We start from the raw sequence: 22509 nt of genomic DNA, 5'->3' as shown, positions 1-22509 counted from the left end.
CGCACGGGGCGGGTCCGGAAGGCGTCAACGACCGGGCGCGAATCGGTCGTTCCAGGACGACGTGGCAGGCCACGTCCGCAGTGCGAGGGGGCGACGGGGGATGGTCACCGCGACCAGGCCGAAGGCGAGCGCGGCGTCCCGGGCCGAGGTGCCCGGGCAGCGGGGCGCGGGCCCGGCGGGCGCGGTGCCGCGGCCGAGGACCCATCAGGGAGCGGGACGGTTCGGGCCGTTGCGCGTGCAGCAGCTGGTGCTGGTGGAGGTGGCCGCGGCGCTGCTGCTGGTGGCCTGGGCCACCCGCCCGCTGCTGCTGCTGCCCGCCGCGGTGCCGGCTGCGGTGCTGGTGCTGCTCGCGCTGGTGCGCCGCCGCCACCGCCCGGTGCCGGAGTGGCTGGTGACCGTGGTCGAGGCCCGGGCCCGCAAGCGGCGCGGCGCCCGGCCGCTGCCGGCGCTGACCGACCCGGCGTTCGCGCCGGCCGCCGAGTGCGACCCGACGCTGCGCACCCTCAGCCACACCGGCGGCACCGGCCGCCCGGTCGGCATGGTCGGTGACGGCACGTTCCTGACCGCGGTGCTCCAGGTCGAGGCGCTCGACGTGCCGTTGCGCCCGCTGCGCACCGCCAATCCGCTGCCGCTCGACGTGCTGTACGACGGCCTGGAGGTGGACGGCATCCGGCTGGAGTCGGTGCAGGTCGTCCAGCACACGCAGCCGGCCCCGGCGCCGCACATGCCGCAGCAGGCGGTAGCCGTGCGCAGTTACGCCCCGTTGCAGGCCCAGTCCGGGGCACCGGCGGTGCGGCTGACCTGGGTGGCGGTCAAGCTCAACCCGGAGCTGTGCCCGGAGGCGGTGGCGGCGCGCGGCGGCGGGCTGGGCGGCGCGCAGCGGTCGCTGGTGCGGGCCGCGCACCAGCTGGCGAGCCGGCTGACCGGGGCGGGCTTCCGGGTGACCGTGCTGACCGAGCCCGAGGTGGTCGCGGCGGTCGCCACGTCCAGCTGCGCCAACCCCCGGGCCACCGAGCAGACGGTGCGTACCGGTGCCGCGCCGCGGCGGACCGCGGAGAGCGCGCGGGCCTGGCGGTGCGACGACCGGTGGCACACCACGTACTGGATAGGCCGCTGGCCCCGGCTGGGCACCGCGGCGGGCGGGGCGCCGGCGCCGAATCTGGTGGCGTTGCTGACGTCGCTGCCGACGCTGGCCACCACCTTCAGCCTGACCGCGCGCCGCGGCCTGGGCGACGTGCCGGAACTGACCGGCCACGTACGGATCACCGGCCGCAGCGACAGTGAACTGGTCGCGGCACGGCGCCAGTTGGAGCGGACCGCGCAGGGAGTGAAGGTGGAGCTGGTGCGGCTGGACCGCGAACAGGTGCCGGGTCTGCTGGCCACCTTGCCGCTGGGGGGTGCGCGCTGATGGCGTTCCCCACCGCGCCGGAGCGCGGCCGGCCGGAGTTCCCGGGCGGCGGCGGTGCGTTCGGGGCGCCGGCGCCGGGTGCGCCGGCGCCCGGTGGACCGCCCGCGGAGCCGGCCCGGCGCCGGCTGGGTTTCGGGCTGCTGGGGCCGCGGCGGCCTCGGCACACCCTCGGGGTGGAGCAGCTGGCCGCGGTCGGGCTGCCGGTCGGGGACGACGGTGTGATCATCGGCGTGGACGCGGCCGACCGTCCGGCGGTGCTGGGGCTGAACCGGCCGACGCCGCTGGAGATGGTGCTGGTCGGCGGGTTGTGGCTGGCGCAGGTCCTGACGCTGCGCGCGGCGGCGACCGGGACCCGGGTGGCGGTGGAGACCGGCCGGCCGCAGGCGTGGTCGACGCTGGCGCAGGCGGCCGGCGGCGGGCAGCAGTGCGTGACGCTGCACGAGGTGGGCCGTGTTCCGCCGCTGGGTCCCTCGGTCGGGGCGCCGGTGCTGGTGGTGCGCGACGCGGGCGGCCGTCCGCCGCGCGGCCGGGTGTCGGCGGCGCCGTGGCAGTCGGTACTGACCGTGCTGCCCTACCTGGGCCCGAACACGACGCGGTTCCTGGAGAGCGCGAGCCTGGTGGGCGTGCAGCGGATCTCGCCGGAGGAGTCCCGGCTGATCGGCCGCATCATGGCGATACCGGCGACCGAGTCGCAGACCCTGCCGACGCTGGCGGACGCGTTCGCCCTGTGGTGCACGCGTACCCACCGCCAACTGGTGATGACCCGGCCGACGGACTCCGAGAGCGGGCTGCTCGGGGCGCCGCGGCGGATGGACTGACCCGGCACCGGGTACGCCGGCAGTGGGCCGCCCGCGGTCCGTCACCGGGCCGGTGACAGGCCGTGCGGACCGGGTGGGGCACCTGTGGGGTCCGTGCGCGCCCGGCGGAGCAGGGCCTAGGCTGTATGCGGGACGGCACGAACGGCGCACGGTGGAGGTCCCGTTCCGGGACAGCGGCTCCCCGGGCCGGTGACGGACCGCGGGCGCCGCGGAGCGCCGTCGTACGGGGGGAGGGTCCGGGCGATGTCGGGTGGCATGCGCCTGCCCTGCCTGCACGAGGCCGAACCTCCGCTCGCGGTCGGCCTGTTCGTGAGCAGGACAGCTATCCAGGAGGAACAGTGAGCAGCGATCGGGACGACAGCCGGGCCGGCGGCGACGGGGCACGGCCGACCGACGCGGACTACACGGGCGAGTTCAGCATCGACTACACCCCTCCCGCCTGGTACATGACCAACGGTGAGGACACCTCCGCCACCCCGGAACCGGCCCCGGAACCCGCTCCGCAGGCCGCCGAGCCGCCGCAGGCCGCGCAGCCGCCCGAGCCGCAGCCCGACACCCCGGTGCAGCAGGCCACCCCGGACTACTCCGCCCCGCAGCCCGCCGAGGGCCCGGCGTCCGGCTCGCTGGAGAGCAACTCCACGATGCGGTTCTCCGCGCTGTCGCTCAAGAGCGTGCGCGCCAAGGAGCCCGAGGCGCCCGCCCCGGGGCCGTTCGAGACCGCGGGCGACGGCCGGGGCACGGTCGCGCCCGCGTCGACCGAGCGGTTCTCGGCGCTGTCGCTCAAGCGCCCGGCGCCGCCGCAGGGCGAACCGCTGGCGCAGCCGCCCGCACCGCAGGCCGGACCGGTCGGCACGCCGCCGCCCCCGCAGGGCCCGCCCGTCACCCCGCCGCCGCCCGTCACCTCGCCGCCGCCCGTCGCACCGGTGGCCGCCCCGCAGACCCCGCCGGGCCCGCCCGCGCCCGTTCAGCAGCAGCCGCAGCCGCCGGCCCCGCAGGCGCCCGGTCCGCAGGCGCCGCCCCTGCCGGACCCGCAGGCACCCGGACCCGACCCCCGTCAGGCCGCCCCGACGACCCCGCCGGTGCCGTTGCCGCCGCCGGTGGGCCAGCAGCCGCAGGGCCAGCAGCCGCCCGCCCCCGCCGCGGGTCAGCCGTGGGGGCAGCAGCAGCCGCCGGCGCCGGCCGGCCCGTGGGCGCCGCAGGGCTCCCAGCCACAGCCGCCGGTCCCGCCGCAGCACGCGGTGCCGCCGCTGCCGCCGCAGTTCCAGCCGCCGTACAGCACGGCCCCGGACCAGCAGCAGTTCCAGCCGCCGCAGGCCGCTGCGCCGGTCCAGCCGCCGGCACCGGGTCCGCAGCACACCTTCCCGCCGCCGCCCGTGCCGTACAACGCCACGCCGCCGCCCCCGCAGCACGGCACGGCACCCCCGCCACCGGTGCCGGCGCCGCAGCCCCACCAGCAGACCCCGCCGATGCAGCCCCAGCCCCAGCCGCCGCAACCGCAGCCGCCGATGCAGTACCCGGGACAGCCCGGCCAGCCCGGTCAGCAGCAGCCCCCGGCGCCCGGCTACGGCTTCCCGCACGGCGTCCCGGGGCAGCCGCAGCCCGCGCAGCAGCCGCAGTCGGGCTACGAGCCGCAGTCCGGCTACGGCTTCCCGCATCAGGGCAGCGTGCCGATGCCGCCGCCGGAGGCCGCCGCGCAGCCGGGTGCGGTCGATCCGCGCACCGGCTGGCCGACCGTCACCCCGGACCAGCGCCAGCGCGCGGTGCCGGGGGCGCCGATCGGCTACACCGCCGCGGTCGAGCTGTCCTCGGACCGCCTGCTGCGCAACCAGCCGAAGGCCCGCAGGCCCGGAAGCAACATCCCCGGCCAGGGGCGGTTCAAGCTCGGCGGCAAGGCGGCCGAGCTGGAGCGGCAGCGCAAGCTGGAGCTGATCCGCACCCCGGTGACCTCGTGCTACCGGATCGCGGTCATCAGCCTCAAGGGCGGCGTCGGCAAGACCACGACGACCACCGCGCTCGGCTCCACCCTGGCCTCCGAGCGGCAGGACAAGATCCTGGCGATCGACGCGAACCCGGACGCGGGCACCCTGGGCCGCCGGGTGCGGCGCGAGACCGGCGCGACCATCCGCGACCTGGTGCAGAACATCCAGTACCTCAACAGCTACATGGACATCCGCCGCTTCACCTCGCAGGCGCCCTCCGGGCTGGAGATCATCGCCAACGACGTGGACCCGGCGGTGTCGACCACGTTCAACGACGAGGACTACCGGCGGGCGATCGAGGTGCTGGGCCGCCAGTACCCGATCATCCTGACCGACTCCGGCACCGGTCTGCTCTACAGCGCGATGCGCGGCGTACTCGACCTGGCCGACCAGCTGATCATCATCTCCACGCCGTCGGTGGACGGTGCGAGCAGCGCCAGCACCACGCTGGACTGGCTGTCGGCGCACGGCTACGCGGACCTGGTCAACCGCAGCCTGACGGTGATCTCCGGAGTGCGCGAGACCGGCAAGATGATCAAGGTCGACGACATCGTCCAGCACTTCGAGACCCGCTGCCGCGGCGTGATCGTGGTGCCGTTCGACGAGCACCTGGCGGCCGGCGCCGAGGTCGACCTCGACATGATGCGGCCCAAGACCCGCGAGGCGTACTTCAACCTCGCCGCGCTGATCGCCGAGGACTTCGCGCGTACCCAGCAGCAGCAGGCGCCGTGGAACCAGCAGCAGGGCTACCCGGGCGCCGAGATGGGCCAGCAGTACCCCGGCGGATACCCGCAGGGGCAGCCGCAGCAGGCGCCCTACCAGCAGATGTACCCCCAGCAGGGACCGCCGCCGCCCGCGTGGGGCCAGCAGCCGCCCGCCCAGCAGCCCCCGGCCCAGCAGCCGCCGGCTCCCCCGCAGCAGCCCGGCCCCCCGCAGCCCGGACCGCAGGGCTACGGCTACCCGCCGCCCCCGCCGCCGCAGCAGTGACGCCGAAGGGCCCCGGACACCGCACTTGGTGTCCGGGGCCCTTTCCGTTGACGGGACGTCACCACGCCGTTGACGGCACTCGGGCGCTCGGCTTTCCGGCGTCCTCCACAAGAACAGTCTCCGCACCGGCGTTCCCCGCAAGAACGGTCCGCAGCGGCGTTCAGGGGGTGACGATCTCCCGGGCGCGCTTGACGTCGATCGCCATGCGTTCCAGCAGGGCGTCGATGGTCTCGAAGCGTTCCTGGCCGCGCAGGTACTCCTGGAAGTCGACGGCCGCGTGCAGCCCGTACAGGTCGAGGCCGACGCGGTCGATGGCGTACGCCTCCACGGTGCGTTCCGTGCCGTCGAACGTGGGGTTGGTGCCGACCGAGATGGCGGCGGGCATGCGTTCGCCGGCGACCTCCAGCCAGCCGGCGTAGACCCCGTCGGCGGGGATGGCGGAGTGCGGCAGGGTGTCGACGTTGGCGGTGGGGTACCCCAGTTCGCGGCCGCGCTGGGCGCCGCGGACCACCGTGCCCTCGACCCGGTGCGGGCGGCCCAGGATCTCCCGGGCGCCGGAGACGTCGCCGGCCGCGATGAGGCGGCGGGCCAGGCTGGAGGAGAACGGCTCGCCGCCCCCCGCCTCCCCGCGCACGTACAGGTCGACGACGTCGACGGTGAAGCCGTGCTCACGGCCGAGGCCGACCAGGGCGGCCACGTCGCCGGCGGCCTTGTGGCCGAAGCGGAAATTGGGGCCCTCGACGACCACCGCGGCGCCGAGCGCCCGGTCCAGCACCGCGGTGACGAACTCCTGCGGCGACAGCCGGGAGAACTCCTCGGTGAACGGCAGGATGAGCTGGGCGTCCACCCCGAGGCCGGCCAGCAGTTCGGCGCGGCGGTGGTGGGCGGCCAGCAGCGGCGGGTGGCTGCCGGGGCGGACCACCTCGCTGGGGTGCGGGTCGAAGGTGATCACGACCGACCTCAGGCCCAGCTCCCGGGCGCGTTCCACCGCCCGTCCGATGATCAGCTGATGTCCGCGATGGACACCGTCGTACGAGCCGATGGTGACGACGCTCCGCCCCCATCCCCCGGGAACGTCTTCCAAGCCCCGCCAGCGTTCCACCGTGCCGCTCCTCACCGAAACCCGTCCGCGCCCGCGAACGCGGACTGCGGACCGTGACCAACTACCGGGTCCAAGCCTGCCATGCCGCGCGCCCGCGACGTGCCAGGGGTCGCGCGGGCGGTCCGGCGCGCCCCGCCGCGCGCCCCGGTCCCGGGTACGCCGCGGCGGCCGGGCCGCCGGGAGATCCGGTGCGCCCGGCCGCCGTCCGGCCCGGTCGGGTCACACGAAACCGGCGAGGATCTTCGTCTCGCCGCGGCGCTCCTCCACCAGGGCGATGAAGCGCTCGTCGGGGCCGAAGACCGCGATCGCCCCCGGACCGATACCGGGGGCCTTCTGCCGTACGCCGTTGATGAGCTGACGCGCCTGCTCGCCGTCGACGTCCCAGCGCGGGAACGCGGCCGCCGCGGCCCGGTTGATCGGCAGGACGTCGAAGGACTCCTCCAGCGCCTCCAGGGTGACCGCGTCGTCGAGGCCGTAGGGGCCGACCCGGGTGCGCCGCAGCGCGGTCAGGTGGCCGCCGGTGCCCAGGCCGGCGCCGAGGTCGCGGGCCAGGGCCCGCACGTAGGTGCCGGAGGAGCAGGCGACGGTGACGTCGGCGTCCAGCAGGGCGACGCCGGCCGGGTCGGCGGCCTCGCGGACCGCGTGCACGGTGAAGCCGGAGACGGTGACCGGCCGGGCGGCCAGCTCGAACTCCTCCTCCGCGCGCACCAGCCGGTGCGCGCGGCGGCCGTCGACCTTGATGGCGCTGACCTTGGACGGCACCTGGAGGATGTCGCCGGTCAGCGTGCCGACGCCGGCCTCCAGCGCCTGCCGGGTGACGTGGGCGGCGGAGGCGGTGGCGGTGATCTCGCCCTCGGCGTCGTCGGTCACCGTGGTCTGGCCCAGCCGGATGGTGGCCCGGTAGGTCTTGCTGGTCAGCGCCAGGTGGCCGAGCAGCCGGGTGGCCTTCTCCACACCGATGATCAGCACACCGGTGGCCATCGGGTCGAGGGTGCCGGCGTGCCCGACCCGCCGGGTCCCGGCCAGCTTGCGGATGCGGGAGACCACCTGGTGCGAGGTGAGGCCGGCCGGCTTGTCGACGACGACCAGCCCGTCGGGACCCACACCCTTGCGCTTCACGCGTCCCCGTCGCCGGAGGAGGCCGGGCCGTCCGCGGTGGGGGCGGGACCGTCCGAGGACGAGGCCGCGCCGGAGCCGGGAGCACCCTCGTCCGTGGCGGGAGCGCCCTCGGCGGAGTCGTCCTCCACCTCGTCGTCGGCCGGCTTGCGGTACGGGTCGGCGTCGCCGGCGTAGCCCTTGCCGGCCGCGACCTCGCGGACCTGGGCGTCGGCGGCGCGGGCCCGGGCCAGCAGGTCGTCGATGGTGCGGGCGTTGTCCGGGACGGCGTCCAGGACGAAGGCCAGCGTCGGGGTGAACCGCACGCCGGTCTGCCGGCCGACCTCGGAACGCAGCACGCCCTTGGCGCTCTCCAGCGCGGCCGCCGACGCGGTGCGGTCCTCGTCGTCGCCGTAGACCGTGTAGAAGACGGTCGCTTCCCGCAGGTCGCCGGTGACCCGGGTGTCGGTGATCGTCACATAGCCCAGCCGCGGGTCCTTGATCCGGCGCTGGAGGGTCTCCGCGACCACGACCCGGATGCGGTCCGCCAGCTTGCGCGCCCGCGCGGTGTCGGTCATGGGTGATCTTCTCTCTTCTTCGGTCTTCGGGTGCGGACGGTTCCCCGGTCCCGTCACCGGGGCCGGGGAACCGTCCGGTCAGTCCTCGTCGCCGTGGACGCGGCGGCGGACGGACAGCAGGTCCACCTCGGGCCGGTCCGCCATCCAGCGTTCGCAGGCGTCGAGCAGGCCGCTGAGGTGCCCGTGGTCGCCGGACACCGACGACAGGCCGATCTCGGCCCTGCGGTACAGGTCCTGGTCGCCGACCTCGGCGACCGCGACCGCGTACCTGCGGTGCAGTTCGGCGAGGATCGGGCGGACGACGGAGCGCTTCTGCTTCAGCGACGCGACGTCGCCGAGCAGCAGGTCGAAGGACAACGTCCCTACATACATGGGCAGCAGGTCAAGCCGACCTGTGAGGCCTCGGGGGATCGCACGGTGTCGCCCGCGCGGTGCGCACTTCCACGGTACCGGCAGCAGGCCGGGCCGATCGACGGATTATCTCCGCCGACCGGCCCGGACCTGCACCGTCAACCGCTGTCAGCCGCTGTCAGCCGCTATCAGCCGCGCGGCTTCTCGCGCATCTCGTAGGTGGCGATGACGTCGTCGATCTTGATGTCGTTGAAGTTGCCGAGGTTGATACCGCCCTCGTAGCCTTCGCGGATCTCGGTGACGTCGTCCTTGAAGCGGCGCAGGCCCTCGATGTTGAGGCTCTCCGCGACCACCTTGCCGTCGCGGATGAGGCGGGCCTTGGTGTTGCGCCGTACCTCGCCGGAACGGATGAGCACACCGGCGATGTTGCCGAGCTTGGAGGAGCGGAAGACCTCGCGGATCTCCGCGGTGCCCAGCTCCACCTCCTCGTACTCCGGCTTGAGCATGCCCTTCAGGGCCGCCTCGATCTCCTCGATGGCCTGGTAGATCACCGAGTAGTACCGGACGTCGACGCCCTCGCGCTCGGCGCGCTGGGTGGCGCGGCCCTCGGCGCGGACGTTGAAGCCGATGATGATCGCGTCCGAACCGGCCGCCAGGTCCACGTCGGACTCGGTGACCGCACCCACACCGCGGTGCAGGACGCGGATGTCGACCTCTTCGCCGACGTCGAGCTGGAGCAGCGAGGACTCCAGGGCCTCCACCGAACCGGACGCGTCGCCCTTGATGATGAGGTTGAGCTGCTGGACCTCGCCGGCCTTGAGGGCCTTGTCCAGGTCCTCCAGCGAGATCCGGATGCCCTTGCGGGCGAACGCCGCGTTCCGCTCGCGGGCGGCACGCTTCTCGGCGATCTGGCGGGCGGTGCGGTCCTCGTCGACGACGAGGAAGTTGTCGCCCGCGCCGGGCACGTTGGTCAGACCCAGCACCAGGACCGGGGTGGCCGGACCGGCCACGTCGACGTTGTTGCCGGCGTCGTCGAGCATCGCCCGGACGCGGCCGTACGCGTCGCCGACCACCATGGTGTCGCCGACCCGCAGGGTGCCGCGCTGGACCAGGACGGTCGCCACGGCGCCGCGGCCGCGGTCGAGGTGCGCCTCGATCGCGATGCCCTGCGCGTCCTGCTCCGGGTTGGCCCGCAGGTCGAGCGAGGCGTCGGCCGTGAGGATCACGGCCTCCAGCAGGCTGTCGATGTTCAGACCCTGCTTGGCGGAGATGTCGACGAACATGGTGTCGCCGCCGTACTCCTCGGCGACCAGGCCGTACTCGGTCAGCTGACCGCGCACCTTGGTCGGGTCGGCGCCCTCGACGTCGATTTTGTTGACCGCGACGACGATCGGCACGTCGGCCGCCTTGGCGTGGTTGAGCGCCTCGACGGTCTGCGGCATCACGCCGTCGTTCGCCGCGACCACCAGGATCGCGATGTCGGTCGACTTGGCACCACGGGCACGCATGGCGGTGAACGCCTCGTGGCCGGGGGTGTCGATGAAGGTGATGCGACGCTCGGCGCCGTTCACCTCGGTCGCCACCTGGTACGCGCCGATGTGCTGGGTGATGCCGCCGGCCTCGCCCGCGACCACGTTGGTCTTGCGGATCGCGTCGAGCAGGCGGGTCTTGCCGTGGTCGACGTGACCCATGACGGTGACCACCGGAGGCCGCGCGACCAGCGCTTCCTCGCCGCCCTCGTCCTCGCCGAACTCGATGTCGAAGGACTCGAGCAGCTCGCGGTCCTCCTCCTCCGGGCTGACGATCTCGACGACGTAGTTCATCTCGTCGGCGAGCAGCTGGAGGGTCTCGTCGGAGACGGACTGGGTCGCGGTGACCATTTCGCCGAGGTTCAGCATCACCTGGACGAGCGACGCCGGGTTGGCGTTGATCTTCTCCGCGAAGTCGGTGAGCGACGCACCGCGCGACAGCCGGACCATCTGGCCGTTGCCGCGAGGCAGCATCACGCCGCCGACGCTCGGGGCCTGCATGGCCTCGTACTCCTGGCGCCGCTGCCGCTTCGACTTGCGGCCACGCGCCGGACGGCCACCGGGGCCGCGACCGAACGCGCCCTGCGTGCCGCCACGGCCACCGGGGCCGCCGGGACGCCCGCCGAAGCCGGGACGGCCACCGCCGCCGCCGAAGCCGCCACCGGGGCCACCGCCACCGGGACGACCGGCGAAACCGCCACCGCCACCGGGACGACCGGCACCGCCACCGCCACCGGGACGACCGGCGAAACCGCCGCCGCCACCGGGACGACCCGCGCCGCCGCCGCCACCGGGACGACCGGCGCCACCGGGGCCGCCGGGGCCACGGCCGCCGGGACCCGGACGGGGTCCGGCCGCCGGACGCTGCGGCATCATGCCGGGGTTCGGACGGTTGCCGCCGGGACCGCCGGGGCCGCCGCCGGGACGCGGCATGGCGCCCGGGGTGGGACGTGCGCCGCCCTGCGCGCCGCCGGGACGCGGAGCGCCCTGCGGACGGGGGCCGCCGCTGCCGGGGCCGCCGGCGCCGGGGGCACCGGGACGCGGCGCGCCGCCGGGACGCGGTCCACCGGGGGACTGCGGACGGGGCATACCGGTGCTGCCGGACGAGCTGAACGGGTTGTTGCCGGGACGCGGTCCGGCCGGACGGGCACCGCCCGGACGGGCCGGACGGTCGCCGGCGGGACGCGCCGGACGCTCGCCGCGGTCGCCGCCGGGACGCACCGCGCCGCCGTCACGCGAACCGGAGCCGGGACGCTGCGCGGGGCGCGGGCCCGGGGTGGCCGACGGACGGGACGCGGAGCGCTCCGGTGCCGGGGTGACCGCCGGGGCCGGGCTCGCCGGAGCGGCCGGGGCCGCCGGAGTCGCCGGGGTGGCGGGCGCCGGGGAGGAGAACTCCGCGGCGGGCGCAGGCTGCGCGGGGGCCGGCTTGGGGCCGGGACGCGGGCCGGGCGCGGGGGGCCGGGGACCGGACGAGGCCGGGCCCGACGAGGCCGGGGCGGGCGCCGCAGGGGCGGCCGGACCGGGGTTGGCGGCCGCCGGGCGCGGCGCGGGGGCGCCGGGCTTGGGGGCCGCCGGACGTGCCGCACCCGGGGTGGGTGCGGAGGACCCTGCGGGCGCCTGCTTGCGCGGCGCCGAGGGCTTGCCGGAGGAGTTGCCCCCGGTCTGCAATGCGTCGGTCAACTTACGGACAACCGGCGCCTCGATGGTCGAGGACGCCGAACGGACGAACTCGCCGAGTTCTTGGAGCTTGGCCATGACGACCTTGCTCTCGACTCCCATCTCCTTGGCGAGTTCGTATACCCGGACCTTAGCCACTTCGCTCCTTCTAGGTCCGGGGTGGTCGTCCGCCGGACCGTCGCTACTTCATGGGCGTACTCATCGCGTACTCATCGAGTGCTCATCGCAATCTCGACCTACTTCCACTCGCGAGGTACCTGACCGCACGGTCGCCCGTGCCGTTCTTACGTCGTTTCAGCTTGTGCCGCGTGCCGCAACCACTGGAGCAACTCCGCGGTGCCGGGCGGTTCCTGGGCGCGCAAGGCCCGGGAGAACGCACGGCGGCGGACCGCCAGGTCGTAACACGCCGGGTCGGGATGCAGGTAAGCACCCCGGCCGGGCAGCGTACCGCGCGGATCGGGGACGCATTCCTCCCCGACCACCGCGGTGCGCAGCAGTTCGGTCTTGGCCGACCGTTTCCGGCACCCCACACAGGTTCGCTCGGGGCATGTTCGGTCACGCGTCCGGCCAGACACTGGTAAGTCTACCTCCCCGCGCCAACCTCACCCGTTCGGGTTGGTTTGCGTCTCCATGTTCGGTACTCAGCGGTAATCCCCGCCGGTGTGCGGCGGTTACCGGCGGGCACACCCTCGGGCATGTCCTAGTCCTGCGGCTCCGGCTCGGTGTCCGGCCGGATGTCGATGCGCCAGCCGGTGAGGCGGGCGGCGAGGCGGGCGTTCTGCCCCTCCTTGCCGATGGCGAGCGACAGCTGGTAGTCGGGGACGATCACCCGCGCGGAGCGGGCGGCGAGGTCGACCACCTCGACCTTGTTGACCCGTGCGGGTGACAGCGCGTTCGCGACCATCTGCGCGGGGTCGTCGGACCAGTCGACGATGTCGATCTTCTCGCCGTTCAGCTCGGCCATCACCGCGCGCACCCGGCTGCCCATCGGGCCGATGCAGGCGCCCTTGGCGTTCAGGCCCTGGCGGGTGGAGCGCACGGCGATCTTGGTGCGGTGGCCGGCCTCGCGGGCGATGGCCTCGATCTCCACCGAGCCGTCGGCGATCTCCGGCACCTCCAGGGAGAACAGCTTGCGCACCAGGTTGGGGTGGGTGCGCGACAGGGTGACGGACGGGCCGCGTACGCCCTTGACCACCCGTACGACGTACGTGCGCAGCCGGGTGCCGTGCTTGTAGGACTCGCCCGGCACCTGCTCCTGCGGCGGGAGGATGGCCTCCAGCTTGCCGATGTCGACCAGGACGTTGCGCGGGTCGTTGCCCTGCTGGACCATGCCGGCCACCACGTCGCCCTCACGGCCGGCGTACTCGCCGAAGGTGATCTCCTCCTCGGCGTCGCGCAGCCGCTGGAGGATGACCTGCTTGGCGGTGGTGGCGGCGATCCGGCCGAAGCCGCCGGGGGTGTCGTCGAACTCCTTGGGCGTGGCGCCCTCGTCGAGTTCGGCGGGGTCCTCCTTGGCCAGCACGGTGATCGTGCCGGTGGTGCGGTCCAGCTCCACCCGGGCGTCCCGGCGGCTGCCGGGCTCACGGTGATAGGCGATCAGGAGGGCCGACTCGATCGCCTCGACCAGCAGGTCGAAGGAGATCTCCTTCTCCCGGACCAGTCCCCGCAGGGCACTCATGTCGATGTCCACGGCTACGCCTCCTCGGTGCTCTCGTCGATCTCGGCGGAAGGCAGGTCCGCGTCGTCGTGCTCGTCTTCGTGCTCTTCGTCGTACTCGTCTTCGTCGTCCGCGTCGTCGTCCTGCTCACCCTGGGCGAGCTCGGCGTCGGTGGCCTTGCGGTTGAACTCGACCTCGACCCGTGCCTTGGCGACCTCGGCGAGCTCCAGCCGGCGGGCGGTGGGCTTGCGGCCCTTCACCCCGGGGACCTCCAGGTCCATCCCGTCCTCGTCGAGCGAGAGCAGACGCGCCGTCAGCTCACCGCCGCCGACCAGCGTGAACGCGATCAGGCGGCCGATGTTGCGGCGGAACTGCCGGGGCCCGGTGAGCGGACGGTCGGTGCCCGGGGAGGTGACCTCCAGGGTGTACGGCGCGCCGCCCATGGCGTCGGACTCGTCCAGCGTCTCGGAGATCCGGCGGCTGAAGGCGGCCACCGCGTCCAGCGAGACCCCGCTGTCGGAGTCGACGACGACACGCAGCACGCGGCGCTTGCCCGCGGGGGTCACCTCGACCTCTTCCAGATCCAGTCCCGACGCGGTGGCCGGCGGCTCCAACAACGCTCGCAGCCTGTCGCTTGGGGTGGTGCTCATCCGGGTGACTCCTCGGCCGCGTGTGCTGTTGTGGGTACGTCGTGTCGGCTCCCGAGCCTATCGGTTCCGGTACCCGGCTGACGATTCGGCACGGACGCGCGGGTGGCCGTGGCCCGCGCGGCGATCACCGCAGGTAGGCTGCTGAGCCGGCCGGCTGTGGCGGCACCGCCGCCCCGCCGCCGGTGCGTCGTCGTGATCGTCCGGGCGCCGTCCGGGTGGCGTCGGGGCGTCGTCCGGGTGCGGTCCGCGTACCGTCCGGGTGCCGTCCTGCGGCTGCCCCGGCGGAGCGCGGCAACCTCCGGAACACGACGCCGGACCACCGCGGCCCGGGCCCCGGAAACGCACGTCGCACGACCCGCCGGTACGACCCCCGGTACGACTTCCCGCACGCCCCTCCGCAGGACCCCGGATCTTCCGACCTCCCGACTGTCGGACCTGTCAGCCTCACACCTGCCAGTGTCGGACCCCTCCCTCAGAAAAGAGGAACGTGCCGTTCAGGATCTCCGCGTCGGCCGTGCGCCGCGCCGGGCCGCCGCGCCGGGCCGTGCTGGGCTGGGCCGCGGGCGCCGGCGGGGCGCTCGCGGCGGTGCTCGCCGGCTGCACCGCGAGCCGGCCGGCCGCACGGCGGGCCGCCTCCCGGGACACCGGACTGCGCCGGCAGGCGGCGTCGGACAGCGCGCTGCTGCTGGCCCGCTACGACGCCACGCTGGCCGCGCACCCGGCGCTGGCCGGCCGGCTGGCCCCGCTGCGGGCGCAGGTCGCCGCGCACGCCGCCGCGTTCGGCGCCGGCGCCGCGAGCCCGTCCGCCCGGCCGCCGGCCACCGCGCCCGCCTCGGCGTCCGCCGCCGCGTCCGGCTCCCCCGCCCCGTCCGCGTCCGGCGCGCCGGCGGTGCCGCCGGTGCCGTCCGGGACCTCCGAGGCCCTGTCGGCGCTGGCCGGCGCCGAACGCGTCACCGCCGCCGCCCGGTCCGCCGCGGTCGCCGCCGCCTCGCCCGACCTGGCCCGGCTGCTGGCGTCGGTCGCCGCCTGCGGCGCGGCCCACGTCGCCCTGCTGACCGGAGGTGCCAGGTGACCGCTCCGCGGACCGAGGTGGCGGCCGCGCAGGCCGCACTGGCCGCCGAGTACGCGGCCGTCTACGGGTACGGCGTGGTCGGCGCCCGGGTCGGCACCGGTGACCGGGCGGACGCGACGGCCGCCTACACCGCGCACCGGTCCGCCCGGGACGCGATGCGCCGGGCGGTGCGGACACTGGGCGTCGACCCGGTGGCCGCGGACGCCGGATACGCGCTGCCGTTCCCGGTACCGGACGCGGCGGCCGCGGTCCGGCTGGCGGCGGAGCTGGAGGACCGCGTCGCCGACGCCTACGCCGACCTGGTCGCGGCCTGCGACGGCCCGCTGCGCGGTGAGGCGGCGGCCTGCCTGCGGGACGCGGCGGTGCGCGCGGTGCGCTGGCGCGGCAGCGGCCCGGCCTTCCCCGGCATGCCCGAGCGCGACGGTGTGGCCTCCGACGCCGCCTCACCGGCCGCCGACAGTCTCTGAACGTCCTGTGAACGTCCGTCAACCACGGTCCGCGTACGGGCCGCAGCCCCCGGAGGGACCGACCCACCCATGACCTCGGCACCCGGTGTTCCCGTCGAGCCCCCGGAGCGGCTGTCCCGGGCCGCCGCCACCCGGGCGGGTGAGGACGGCCGGCGGTGGCTGGCCGGGTTGCCGGACCTGGTCGGGGAGTTCCTGCAACGCTGGGAGCTGACGCCGGTGCGGGTGGTGCGGCCGGGCGGCGGCGCGAGCCTGGTCGTGCTGGTCACCACGGCCGACGGGGGCCCCGCGGTGCTGAAGGCGGCCCTGCCGGTGGCGGACGGCGGCCAGGAGCACGCCGCGCTGGCGCACTGGGACGGCCACTGCGCGGTGCGGCTGCTGCGCGCCGACCCCGACCGCGGTGTGCTGCTGCTGGAACGGCTGCACGCCGCGATCACCCTGCGGTCGCTGCCGGACGCCAAGGCCACGCTGGAGGCGGTGGGCGTGCTGCGCCGGCTGTGGGTACCGCCGGCCGACGGCCATCCGTTCACCACCGTCGCCGACCGCACCGAGCGGCGGGCGGCGGCGTTGCGGGAGGCCGGGACCCTGCCGTGGGCGGCGGACCTGGCCCCGCTGATCGACGAGGCGCTGGCGGAACGGGACCGGCTGACCGCCGTGCCGTACCCGGCGCCGGTGCTGCTGCACGGGGAGTTCCGGCACGGCGCGGTGCTGGCCGCGGAACGCGCGCCGTGGCTGGCGGTGGGCCCGGACCCGCTGGTCGGCGACCCGGCCTACGACCTGGCCTGGCTGGCCCGCGAGCGGCTGCTGACGCTGGCGGCCGGCTCGGCGGCACCGGCCGTGGCGGCCCGCCGCCTGTCGAAGCTGGCCGACGCGCTCGACGTCGACCGGGACCGGCTGCGCGGCTGGACGGTCTTCCGCGCGGTGGAGGCCGGCGCCCGGGCACTGGCGGCGGGCGCCCGGGCCGACGGCGAACTGCTGCTGGAGTTCGCCGGCTGGCTGTGAACACCCTTATGCGGCACGGGAGTTATTCGTAGGCGCCGGTCAAGGGCCATCTGCGGCAGGGGAGTTACCCGTAGGCGCCGGCGAACGTCCCTCTGCGGCACGGGAGTCACCCGTAGGCCGGTGAGCGCCCTCCTGCGGCACGGGGGTGACTCGTCGGCCGTGGAAGCGCGCACGGCGTCCAGGCCGCGCCCTGCGGCCCCCCGGTGCCCGTCGCGGGGCCGGTTCCGGGCGGCTGCCGCGGGGTGGGCGAGGGACTTCTCGGGGGTGATTCCGCCGCGCTCACCGCCGCGCCGGACCGCGGGAGCGCCGACGCCGTCGCCGGTTCGGCGGCCGGGCCGTGCGCCGCTACGGGATCCGCCTGCCGGGCGTTCCGCGCCGGCCTGCGCAGGCGTCGACCACCGGCGTCCGGCACGCGGCACGCGCCAACCCGCTCCCGGCGGTCAGGCCGGGTCGTCCGCGGTGGTCCGGGCCGGGCGGCGCAGCGGCAGGTCGGCGCCCATGACGGTGTACGGGATCGGGGCGCTCGGGAAGTGCACCGGGTGGGCGAGGTCGGCGTAGCCCAGGCCGCGGTAGAAGCGACGGGCCGGGCTGTCGAGGTCGAGCGCGGACAGGATGGTGCGCGGCTGCGGGACCGGGTCGGTGAGCCCGGTGATCAGCCGGCCGCCGACGCCGCGGCCCTGGTAGGCGGGCAGGACGTGGAGTTCGACGACCACGAAGGAGTCGTCGAGCCAGCGGTCACCGCCCTCGCGGCGCAGGTAGGGCTCGACGATGGTGGACCACCAGTGGCCGCGGTCGTTGGGCATGCCGTAGACGAAGCCGACGAGCCGGCCGCTGGGGGAGGTGGCGCCCAGGGAGCGGACGCCGGGCTGCTGGAGGTGGCGCCGCACGATCTGTTCGCGGACCGCGATCTCGTCGTCGGTGAGCCCGAAGGCCAGGGCCTGGACCGCGAGTGCCTCGTCGACCCGGGCCGCGAGGTCGACCGGTCCGACCGTTGCGTCATCCATGATCCGGACCCTAGCCGACCGCCCGGGGCGCGCGGGGCCCGATCGAGGGGACCGGTGCCGGCCCGGGTCAGAACAGCACGCTCATGAACGAGCCGGTCTCGGTGAAGCCGACCCGGCGGTAGGCGGCGCGGGCGGCGGTGTTGAAGTCGTTGACGTAGAGGCTGGCGATGGGGGCGGCGTCGCGCAGCGCGTAGTGCAGGACGGCGGCCATCCCGGTCTCGGACAGGCCGCGGCCGCGGTGTTCGGGGGCGACCCAGACGCCCTGGATCTGGCAGGCGTGCTGGGTGACGGCGCCGATCTCGGCCTTGAAGACGACGCGGCCGTCGTCGATGCGGGCGAACGCGCGTCCGGTGGTGACGAGTTCGGCGACGCGGGCCTGGTAGAGCAGTCCGCCGTCGCCGGCCAGCGGGGAGATGCCGACCTCCTCGGTGAACATCGCCACGCACGCGGGCATGACGACGTCCATCTCCTCGCGGCGCACCCGGCGCACCCGGGGGTCGGGGGCGATGTGTTCCGGCAGGGTGCGGGTGACCATCAGCGGCTGGTTGCGGCGGACCTCGCGGGCGGGGCCCCAGCCGGGTTCGAGCAGCGACCACAGCAGGGCGGTGGCGTCGGCCGGGCCCACGATGGACGAGCAGCGGCGGCCGGCCCGGCGGGCACGTTCGGCGAAGGCGCGGACGGCGGCGGGGCCGGCGCAGATCAGGACCAGGTTGGCGCCGGCGTAGCACAGGGATTCCAGGCGTCCGCCGGCGTACCAGCCCCACATCTCGCCGCCGAGCCGCCAGGGGTCGAGTCCGGCGACGCGTACCCGGGCGGCGACGAAGGCGTTGGCGACCGGGTCGCGGTCCAGGACGGCCAGCGCGGCGTCGAGGTCGGCGGGTTCCAGAACCCTGGTGGTGGACGTCGTCAGCACGGTGGGCGCCTCGCAGTACGGGCCCGCAGGTGGGCTACTTGATCCCGTTGATCCCGGCACTTTACCTCGCGGCGGCCCCGCCCGGCCCCCGCGCGTGACGCCGCGGGGACGGCGCACGGGGTGTACGGGGGCGGCGCGCGGGGGCGTTCCGCACCGGCCGCGGGCGGTCACCTGGTGGTTCGCGGGCGGCCACGCGGGGGCGGGAGCGGTCCGGCGGAAGCGGTCCGGCGAGGGCCGTCCGGCGGGACCGGGTCCCGACCGGTCCGGCGGGCCCGGGGCGGGCGGCCGGACCGGGGCGGGCGGGTCAGGAGACGGACACCGCGGGCTCTCCGGAGGCGACGCCGTCGGCCTCCATCTGCTCGGCGATCTTCATGGCCTCCTCGATGAGGGTCTCCACGATCTTCGACTCCGGCACCGTCTTGATCACCTCGCCCTTGACGAAGATCTGCCCCTTGCCGTTGCCCGAGGCCACCCCCAGATCCGCCTCACGCGCCTCACCCGGACCGTTGACCACACACCCCATCACCGCCACCCGCAACGGAACCTCCAGACCATCCAGCCCCGCCGAGACCTGATCCGCCAGCTTGTACACATCCACCTGCGCCCGACCGCACGACGGACACGACACGATCTCCAACCGCCGCTGCCGCAGATTCAACGACTCCAGAATCTGAATGCCCACCTTCACCTCCTCCGCCGGAGGCGCCGACAACGACACCCGGATCGTGTCCCCGATCCCCTCCGCCAACAGCGCACCGAACGCCACCGCCGACTTGATCGTCCCCTGGAACGCCGGACCCGCCTCCGTCACCCCCAGATGCAACGGGTAATCACACCTCTGCGCCAGCAACCGATAGGCATTCACCATCACCACCGGATCGTTGTGCTTCACCGAGATCTTGATGTCCCGGAACCCGTGCTCCTCGAACAACGAGCACTCCCACAACGCCGACTCCACCAACGCCTCAGGAGTCGCCTTCCCGTACTTCTCCAGCAACCGCCTGTCCAGCGACCCCGCGTTCACCCCGATCCGGATCGGCGTCCCCGCCGCCGACGCCGCCCGCGCGATCTCCTTCACCTTGTCGTCGAACTGCCGGATGTTCCCCGGATTCACCCGCACCGCCGCACACCCCGCGTCAATCGCCGCGAACACGTACTTCGGCTGAAAATGAATATCCGCGATCACCGGAATCTGCGACTTCCGCGCAATCGTCGCCAACGCATCCGCGTCATCCTGCGACGGACACGCCACCCGCACGATCTGACAACCCGACGCCGTCAACTCCGCGATCTGCTGCAACGTCGCACCGATGTCCGCCGTCACCGTCGTCGTCATCGACTGCACCGACACCGGCGCGTCCCCACCCACCGCCACCGACCCCACCTGGATCTGACGCGACCGCCGGCGCTCGGCCAGCTTCAGCGGAACGGACGGAATACCAAGCGAAACGGCGGTCATGTGCGGTGCATCCCCAACGTCTGGTTCGAGGTCGTCTGGCGGCAGCGTGGGCCGGCGGCAACGGATTGCGCCGGGCGCGTTCCGGATGACGAGATTACGGCACCCGGCGCGGACCGGGCGCACGCGACGGGGAACGGCACCGGCCGGGCACCCGGATGCCCGGCCGGATTCGTCCGCCATCGGCTTTTCATGGGTATTCAGGTGATTTTGACCGGATTCACCACGTCGGCGATGAGCACCAGCACGGTGAAGGACAAGAAGATACCGGCCACCACATAAGCCACCGGCATCATCTTGGCCACGTCGAAAGGTCCCGGGTCGGGCCGGCGGAAGACCCGGGCGAGATTGCGCTTGACCGCCTCCCACAGCGCGCCGGCGATGTGACCGCCGTCCAGCGGCAGCAGCGGCAGCATGTTGAACAGGAACAGCGACAGGTTGAAGCCGGCGACCAGCATCAGCATGGTGGCGATCCGCTGCTCCGGCGGGATGTCCAGCGAGAAGACCTCACCGCCGACCCGGGCCGCGCCGACCACGCCCATCGGGCTGTCCGGCTGCCGGGGCGCGCCGTCGAAGGCGGACCGCCACAGCGCCGGGATCCGCTCGGGCAGGTTGACCAGGGAGCCGACGGTGGCGTGCACCATGGACCCCATCTGGCCGACCGAGTCGCCGAAGCCCTGCTTGACGATGCCGGCGGCCGGGGTGAAGCCGAGGAAGCCGGCCGAGACGTACTGGCCGTCGACGTAGCCGCCGTGGCCGTCGCTCTTGGCGACCTGGTTCCTGATGAGGTCGGCGTTCAGGGTGACGTCGCCGCCGCGCCGGTCCACGGTGATGGTGGCCGGACCGGTGGTGCGGCGGATGTCGTTCTGCAGGGTGTCCCAGTCGGTGACCGGGCGGCCGTCGAAGCCGGTGATCCGGTCCCCGGCCCGCAGGCCCGCCTTCTTCGCCGGGGAGGCCGGGTCGCCCTTGCCGCAGGCGGTCTTGCCGGCGCTGGCCGCGGACTGGCTGATGACGCAGTCCGAGACGCTGCCGACGGTGGTGGTCTGTGCCCTTATCCCGAAGCCCATCAGGACGCCGAGGAAGAGCAGCACCGCGAGAACGAGGTTCATGAAGGGGCCGGCGAACATCACGATGACGCGCTTCCACGGCTTGCGCGTGTAGAACAGCCGCTCCTCGTCGCCGGGCTGGAGCTCCTCGAACGCCGCCGAGCGGGCGTCCTCGATCATGCTGCGGAACGGCGAGCTGGCCCGGGCGGTGATCCGGCCGTCGTCGCCGGGCGGGAACATGCCGATCATCCGGATGTAGCCGCCCATCGGGATCGCCTTGACCCCGTACTCGGTGTCGCCCTTCTTGCGCGAGAAGACGGTCGGGCCGAAGCCGACCATGTACTGCGGCACCCGGATGCCGAACAGCTTGGCGGTCGACAGGTGGCCCAGCTCGTGCCACGCGATCGAGATGAGCAGTCCCACGGCGAAGACAGCGATCCCGAGCACCGTCATCAAGGTCGTCATACGCGGGCCTCCGCTGCCACCTGCTGAGCCAGTTCGCGGGCGCGGGATCGCGCCCATTCCTCCGCACCGAGGACGTCCGCGAGGGTCACGGAAGTTCCCGGGGTGCCGTGTTCGGCGACCACCTCGGCCACAGTGTCCACGATGCCGGTGAACGGCAGGCGGCCGTGGCGGAACGCCTCGACGCACTCCTCGTTGGCCGCGTTGAAGACCGCGGGGGCGGTACCGCCGAGGGTACCGACCTGCCGGGCCAGGCCCACCGACGGGAACGCCTCGGTGTCCAGCGGCAGGAACTCCCAGCTGTGCGCCCGGGTCCAGTCGCAGCCCGGCGCGGCGTCCGCCACCCGGTGCGGCCAGCCCAGGCCCAGCGAGATCGGCATGCGCATGTCCGGCGGGCTGACCTGCGCCAGGGTCGAGCCGTCGGTGAACTCCACCATGGAGTGAATGTAGGACTGCGGGTGGACGACCACGTCGATCCGGTCGAAGGGGATGTCGAAGAGCAGGTGCGCCTCGATCACCTCCAGGCCCTTGTTGACCAAGGTGGCCGAGTTGATGGTCACCACCGGTCCCATGTCCCAGGTCGGGTGGGCCAGCGCGTCCTCGACGGTGACCGCGGCCAGCTCGTCGCGGGTCCGGCCGCGGAACGGGCCGCCGGAGGCGGTGACGACCAGCCGGCGCACCTCGGCACGGGTGCCGCCGGCCAGCGCCTGGAACAGGGCGGAGTGCTCGGAGTCCACCGGCACGATCTGCCCCGGCCGCGCGACCGCCTTGACCAGCGGGCCGCCGACGATGAGCGACTCCTTGTTGGCCAGGATGAGCACCCGGCCGGCCTCCAGCGCCGCCAGGGTGGGCGCCAGGCCGATGGAGCCGGTGATGCCGTTGAGCACACTGTGGCACTCGGCGCGGGCCAGCTCGGTGGAGGCGTCCGGACCGGCCAGGATCTCCGGCAGCGTGGCGCCGGCGCCGTAGCGGGCGGCCAGCGCCTCGCGCAGCGCGGGCACCGCCGCCGGGTCGGACACCCCGACCGCCCGCACGCCCAGCCGGTGCGCCTGCTCGGCCAGCAGCGCGGTACGGCCGCCGGCCGCCGAGAGCGCCACGACCGTGAACCGGTCCGGGTTGCGCAGCACGACGTCGATGGCCTGGGTGCCGATCGAGCCGGTCGACCCGAGGATCACGATCTCCCGGGGCCCGTCGGGGCCCTCGGGTCCGGGTGTGTACAGCTGGTGGGGATCGGCGAGAGGTTCTCGGCACTCGGTCAT

The 22509-nt window shown here is 74.4% G+C and carries 19 protein-coding genes; 6 read left to right on the top strand and 13 right to left on the bottom strand.

Annotated features, from left to right (window positions below):
- The first annotated feature begins 100 nt into the window (after positions 1–100).
- The 3 genes from eccE to POF43_RS21790 all read left to right on the top strand — a co-directional run bounded on the left by eccE (position 101) and on the right by POF43_RS21790 (position 5192).
- Positions 101–1408 carry a type VII secretion protein EccE gene (gene eccE / locus POF43_RS21800; protein ID WP_271315626.1) on the top strand — a complete coding sequence of 436 codons (1308 nt, stop codon included), beginning with the start codon at positions 101–103 and terminating at the stop codon, positions 1406–1408.
- Complete coding sequence (locus POF43_RS21795) at positions 1408–2226, top strand: hypothetical protein (RefSeq protein ID WP_271323491.1); 819 nt, start codon at positions 1408–1410, stop codon at positions 2224–2226. Before eccE ends, POF43_RS21795 begins: the two co-directional genes overlap by 1 nt.
- A gap of 338 nt (positions 2227–2564) precedes the next feature.
- Positions 2565–5192 carry an SCO5717 family growth-regulating ATPase gene (locus POF43_RS21790; protein WP_282704702.1) on the top strand — a complete coding sequence of 876 codons (2628 nt, stop codon included), beginning with the start codon at positions 2565–2567 and terminating at the stop codon, positions 5190–5192.
- Between the two features lie 160 nt (positions 5193–5352).
- Here the strand turns inward: POF43_RS21790 and POF43_RS21785 are convergent, their stop codons facing one another.
- The 8 genes from POF43_RS21785 to rimP all read right to left on the bottom strand — a co-directional run bounded on the left by POF43_RS21785 (position 5353) and on the right by rimP (position 13831).
- Entirely contained in the window at positions 5353–6294 is a 942-nt protein-coding gene (locus POF43_RS21785) for a bifunctional riboflavin kinase/FAD synthetase (protein WP_271324851.1), read from the bottom strand.
- Between the two features lie 219 nt (positions 6295–6513).
- On the bottom strand, positions 6514–7413 hold the full coding sequence (gene truB, locus POF43_RS21780) for a tRNA pseudouridine(55) synthase TruB (RefSeq protein ID WP_271324852.1): 900 nt from the start codon (positions 7411–7413) through the stop codon (positions 6514–6516).
- A complete protein-coding gene (gene rbfA / locus POF43_RS21775; RefSeq protein ID WP_271324853.1) occupies positions 7410–7967 on the bottom strand; it encodes a 30S ribosome-binding factor RbfA in 558 nt (185 codons plus the stop codon). Before rbfA ends, truB begins: the two co-directional genes overlap by 4 nt.
- Positions 7968–8045: 78 nt before the next feature.
- The gene (locus POF43_RS21770) at positions 8046–8339 is read right to left on the bottom strand and encodes a DUF503 domain-containing protein (protein ID WP_271324854.1); all 294 of its coding nucleotides are present in this window, start codon (positions 8337–8339) and stop codon (positions 8046–8048) included.
- A gap of 167 nt (positions 8340–8506) precedes the next feature.
- Positions 8507–11662: a translation initiation factor IF-2 gene (gene infB / locus POF43_RS21765; protein ID WP_282704701.1), complete on the bottom strand. Its 3156-nt coding sequence runs from the start codon at positions 11660–11662 to the stop codon at positions 8507–8509.
- 146 nt (positions 11663–11808) lie between these two features.
- Positions 11809–12099, bottom strand: a complete 291-nt coding sequence (locus tag POF43_RS21760) for a YlxR family protein (protein WP_271316534.1) — start codon at positions 12097–12099, stop codon at positions 11809–11811.
- A gap of 125 nt (positions 12100–12224) precedes the next feature.
- Positions 12225–13214: a transcription termination factor NusA gene (gene nusA, locus POF43_RS21755; RefSeq protein WP_271316533.1), complete on the bottom strand. Its 990-nt coding sequence runs from the start codon at positions 13212–13214 to the stop codon at positions 12225–12227.
- 2 nt (positions 13215–13216) lie between these two features.
- Positions 13217–13831: a ribosome maturation factor RimP gene (gene rimP, locus POF43_RS21750; RefSeq protein ID WP_271324480.1), complete on the bottom strand. Its 615-nt coding sequence runs from the start codon at positions 13829–13831 to the stop codon at positions 13217–13219.
- A gap of 487 nt (positions 13832–14318) precedes the next feature.
- On the opposite strand from rimP, the gene POF43_RS21745 reads away from it, so the two are divergent.
- From POF43_RS21745 to POF43_RS21735, 3 genes are all read left to right on the top strand, one after another.
- On the top strand, positions 14319–14903 hold the full coding sequence (locus POF43_RS21745; RefSeq protein ID WP_271324481.1) for a hypothetical protein: 585 nt from the start codon (positions 14319–14321) through the stop codon (positions 14901–14903).
- Positions 14900–15370 carry a ferritin-like domain-containing protein gene (locus POF43_RS21740; protein ID WP_271316530.1) on the top strand — a complete coding sequence of 157 codons (471 nt, stop codon included), beginning with the start codon at positions 14900–14902 and terminating at the stop codon, positions 15368–15370. The genes POF43_RS21745 and POF43_RS21740 overlap by 4 nt, the downstream gene beginning before the upstream one ends.
- A gap of 69 nt (positions 15371–15439) precedes the next feature.
- The gene (locus POF43_RS21735; protein ID WP_271324482.1) at positions 15440–16369 is read left to right on the top strand and encodes an aminoglycoside phosphotransferase family protein; all 930 of its coding nucleotides are present in this window, start codon (positions 15440–15442) and stop codon (positions 16367–16369) included.
- A gap of 440 nt (positions 16370–16809) precedes the next feature.
- Here the strand turns inward: POF43_RS21735 and POF43_RS21730 are convergent, their stop codons facing one another.
- The 5 genes from POF43_RS21730 to dxr form a co-directional block, all read right to left on the bottom strand.
- Positions 16810–17373, bottom strand: coding sequence for a GNAT family N-acetyltransferase (locus POF43_RS21730; RefSeq protein WP_271316528.1), 564 nt, complete (start codon positions 17371–17373; stop codon positions 16810–16812).
- 67 nt (positions 17374–17440) lie between these two features.
- Positions 17441–18286, bottom strand: coding sequence for a GNAT family N-acetyltransferase (locus tag POF43_RS21725; RefSeq protein ID WP_271324483.1), 846 nt, complete (start codon positions 18284–18286; stop codon positions 17441–17443).
- 304 nt (positions 18287–18590) lie between these two features.
- The gene (gene ispG, locus POF43_RS21720; protein WP_282699017.1) at positions 18591–19745 is read right to left on the bottom strand and encodes a flavodoxin-dependent (E)-4-hydroxy-3-methylbut-2-enyl-diphosphate synthase; all 1155 of its coding nucleotides are present in this window, start codon (positions 19743–19745) and stop codon (positions 18591–18593) included.
- 197 nt (positions 19746–19942) lie between these two features.
- Positions 19943–21253, bottom strand: coding sequence for a M50 family metallopeptidase (locus tag POF43_RS21715; RefSeq protein ID WP_271313230.1), 1311 nt, complete (start codon positions 21251–21253; stop codon positions 19943–19945).
- Entirely contained in the window at positions 21250–22509 is a 1260-nt protein-coding gene (dxr, locus tag POF43_RS21710; RefSeq protein WP_271323761.1) for a 1-deoxy-D-xylulose-5-phosphate reductoisomerase, read from the bottom strand. The genes POF43_RS21715 and dxr overlap by 4 nt, the downstream gene beginning before the upstream one ends.

Source organism: Streptantibioticus silvisoli, from assembly GCF_027947535.2.
Classification (GTDB): domain Bacteria; phylum Actinomycetota; class Actinomycetes; order Streptomycetales; family Streptomycetaceae; genus Streptantibioticus_C; species Streptantibioticus_C silvisoli.
This window is presented reverse-complemented; position numbering and strand designations above follow the sequence as displayed.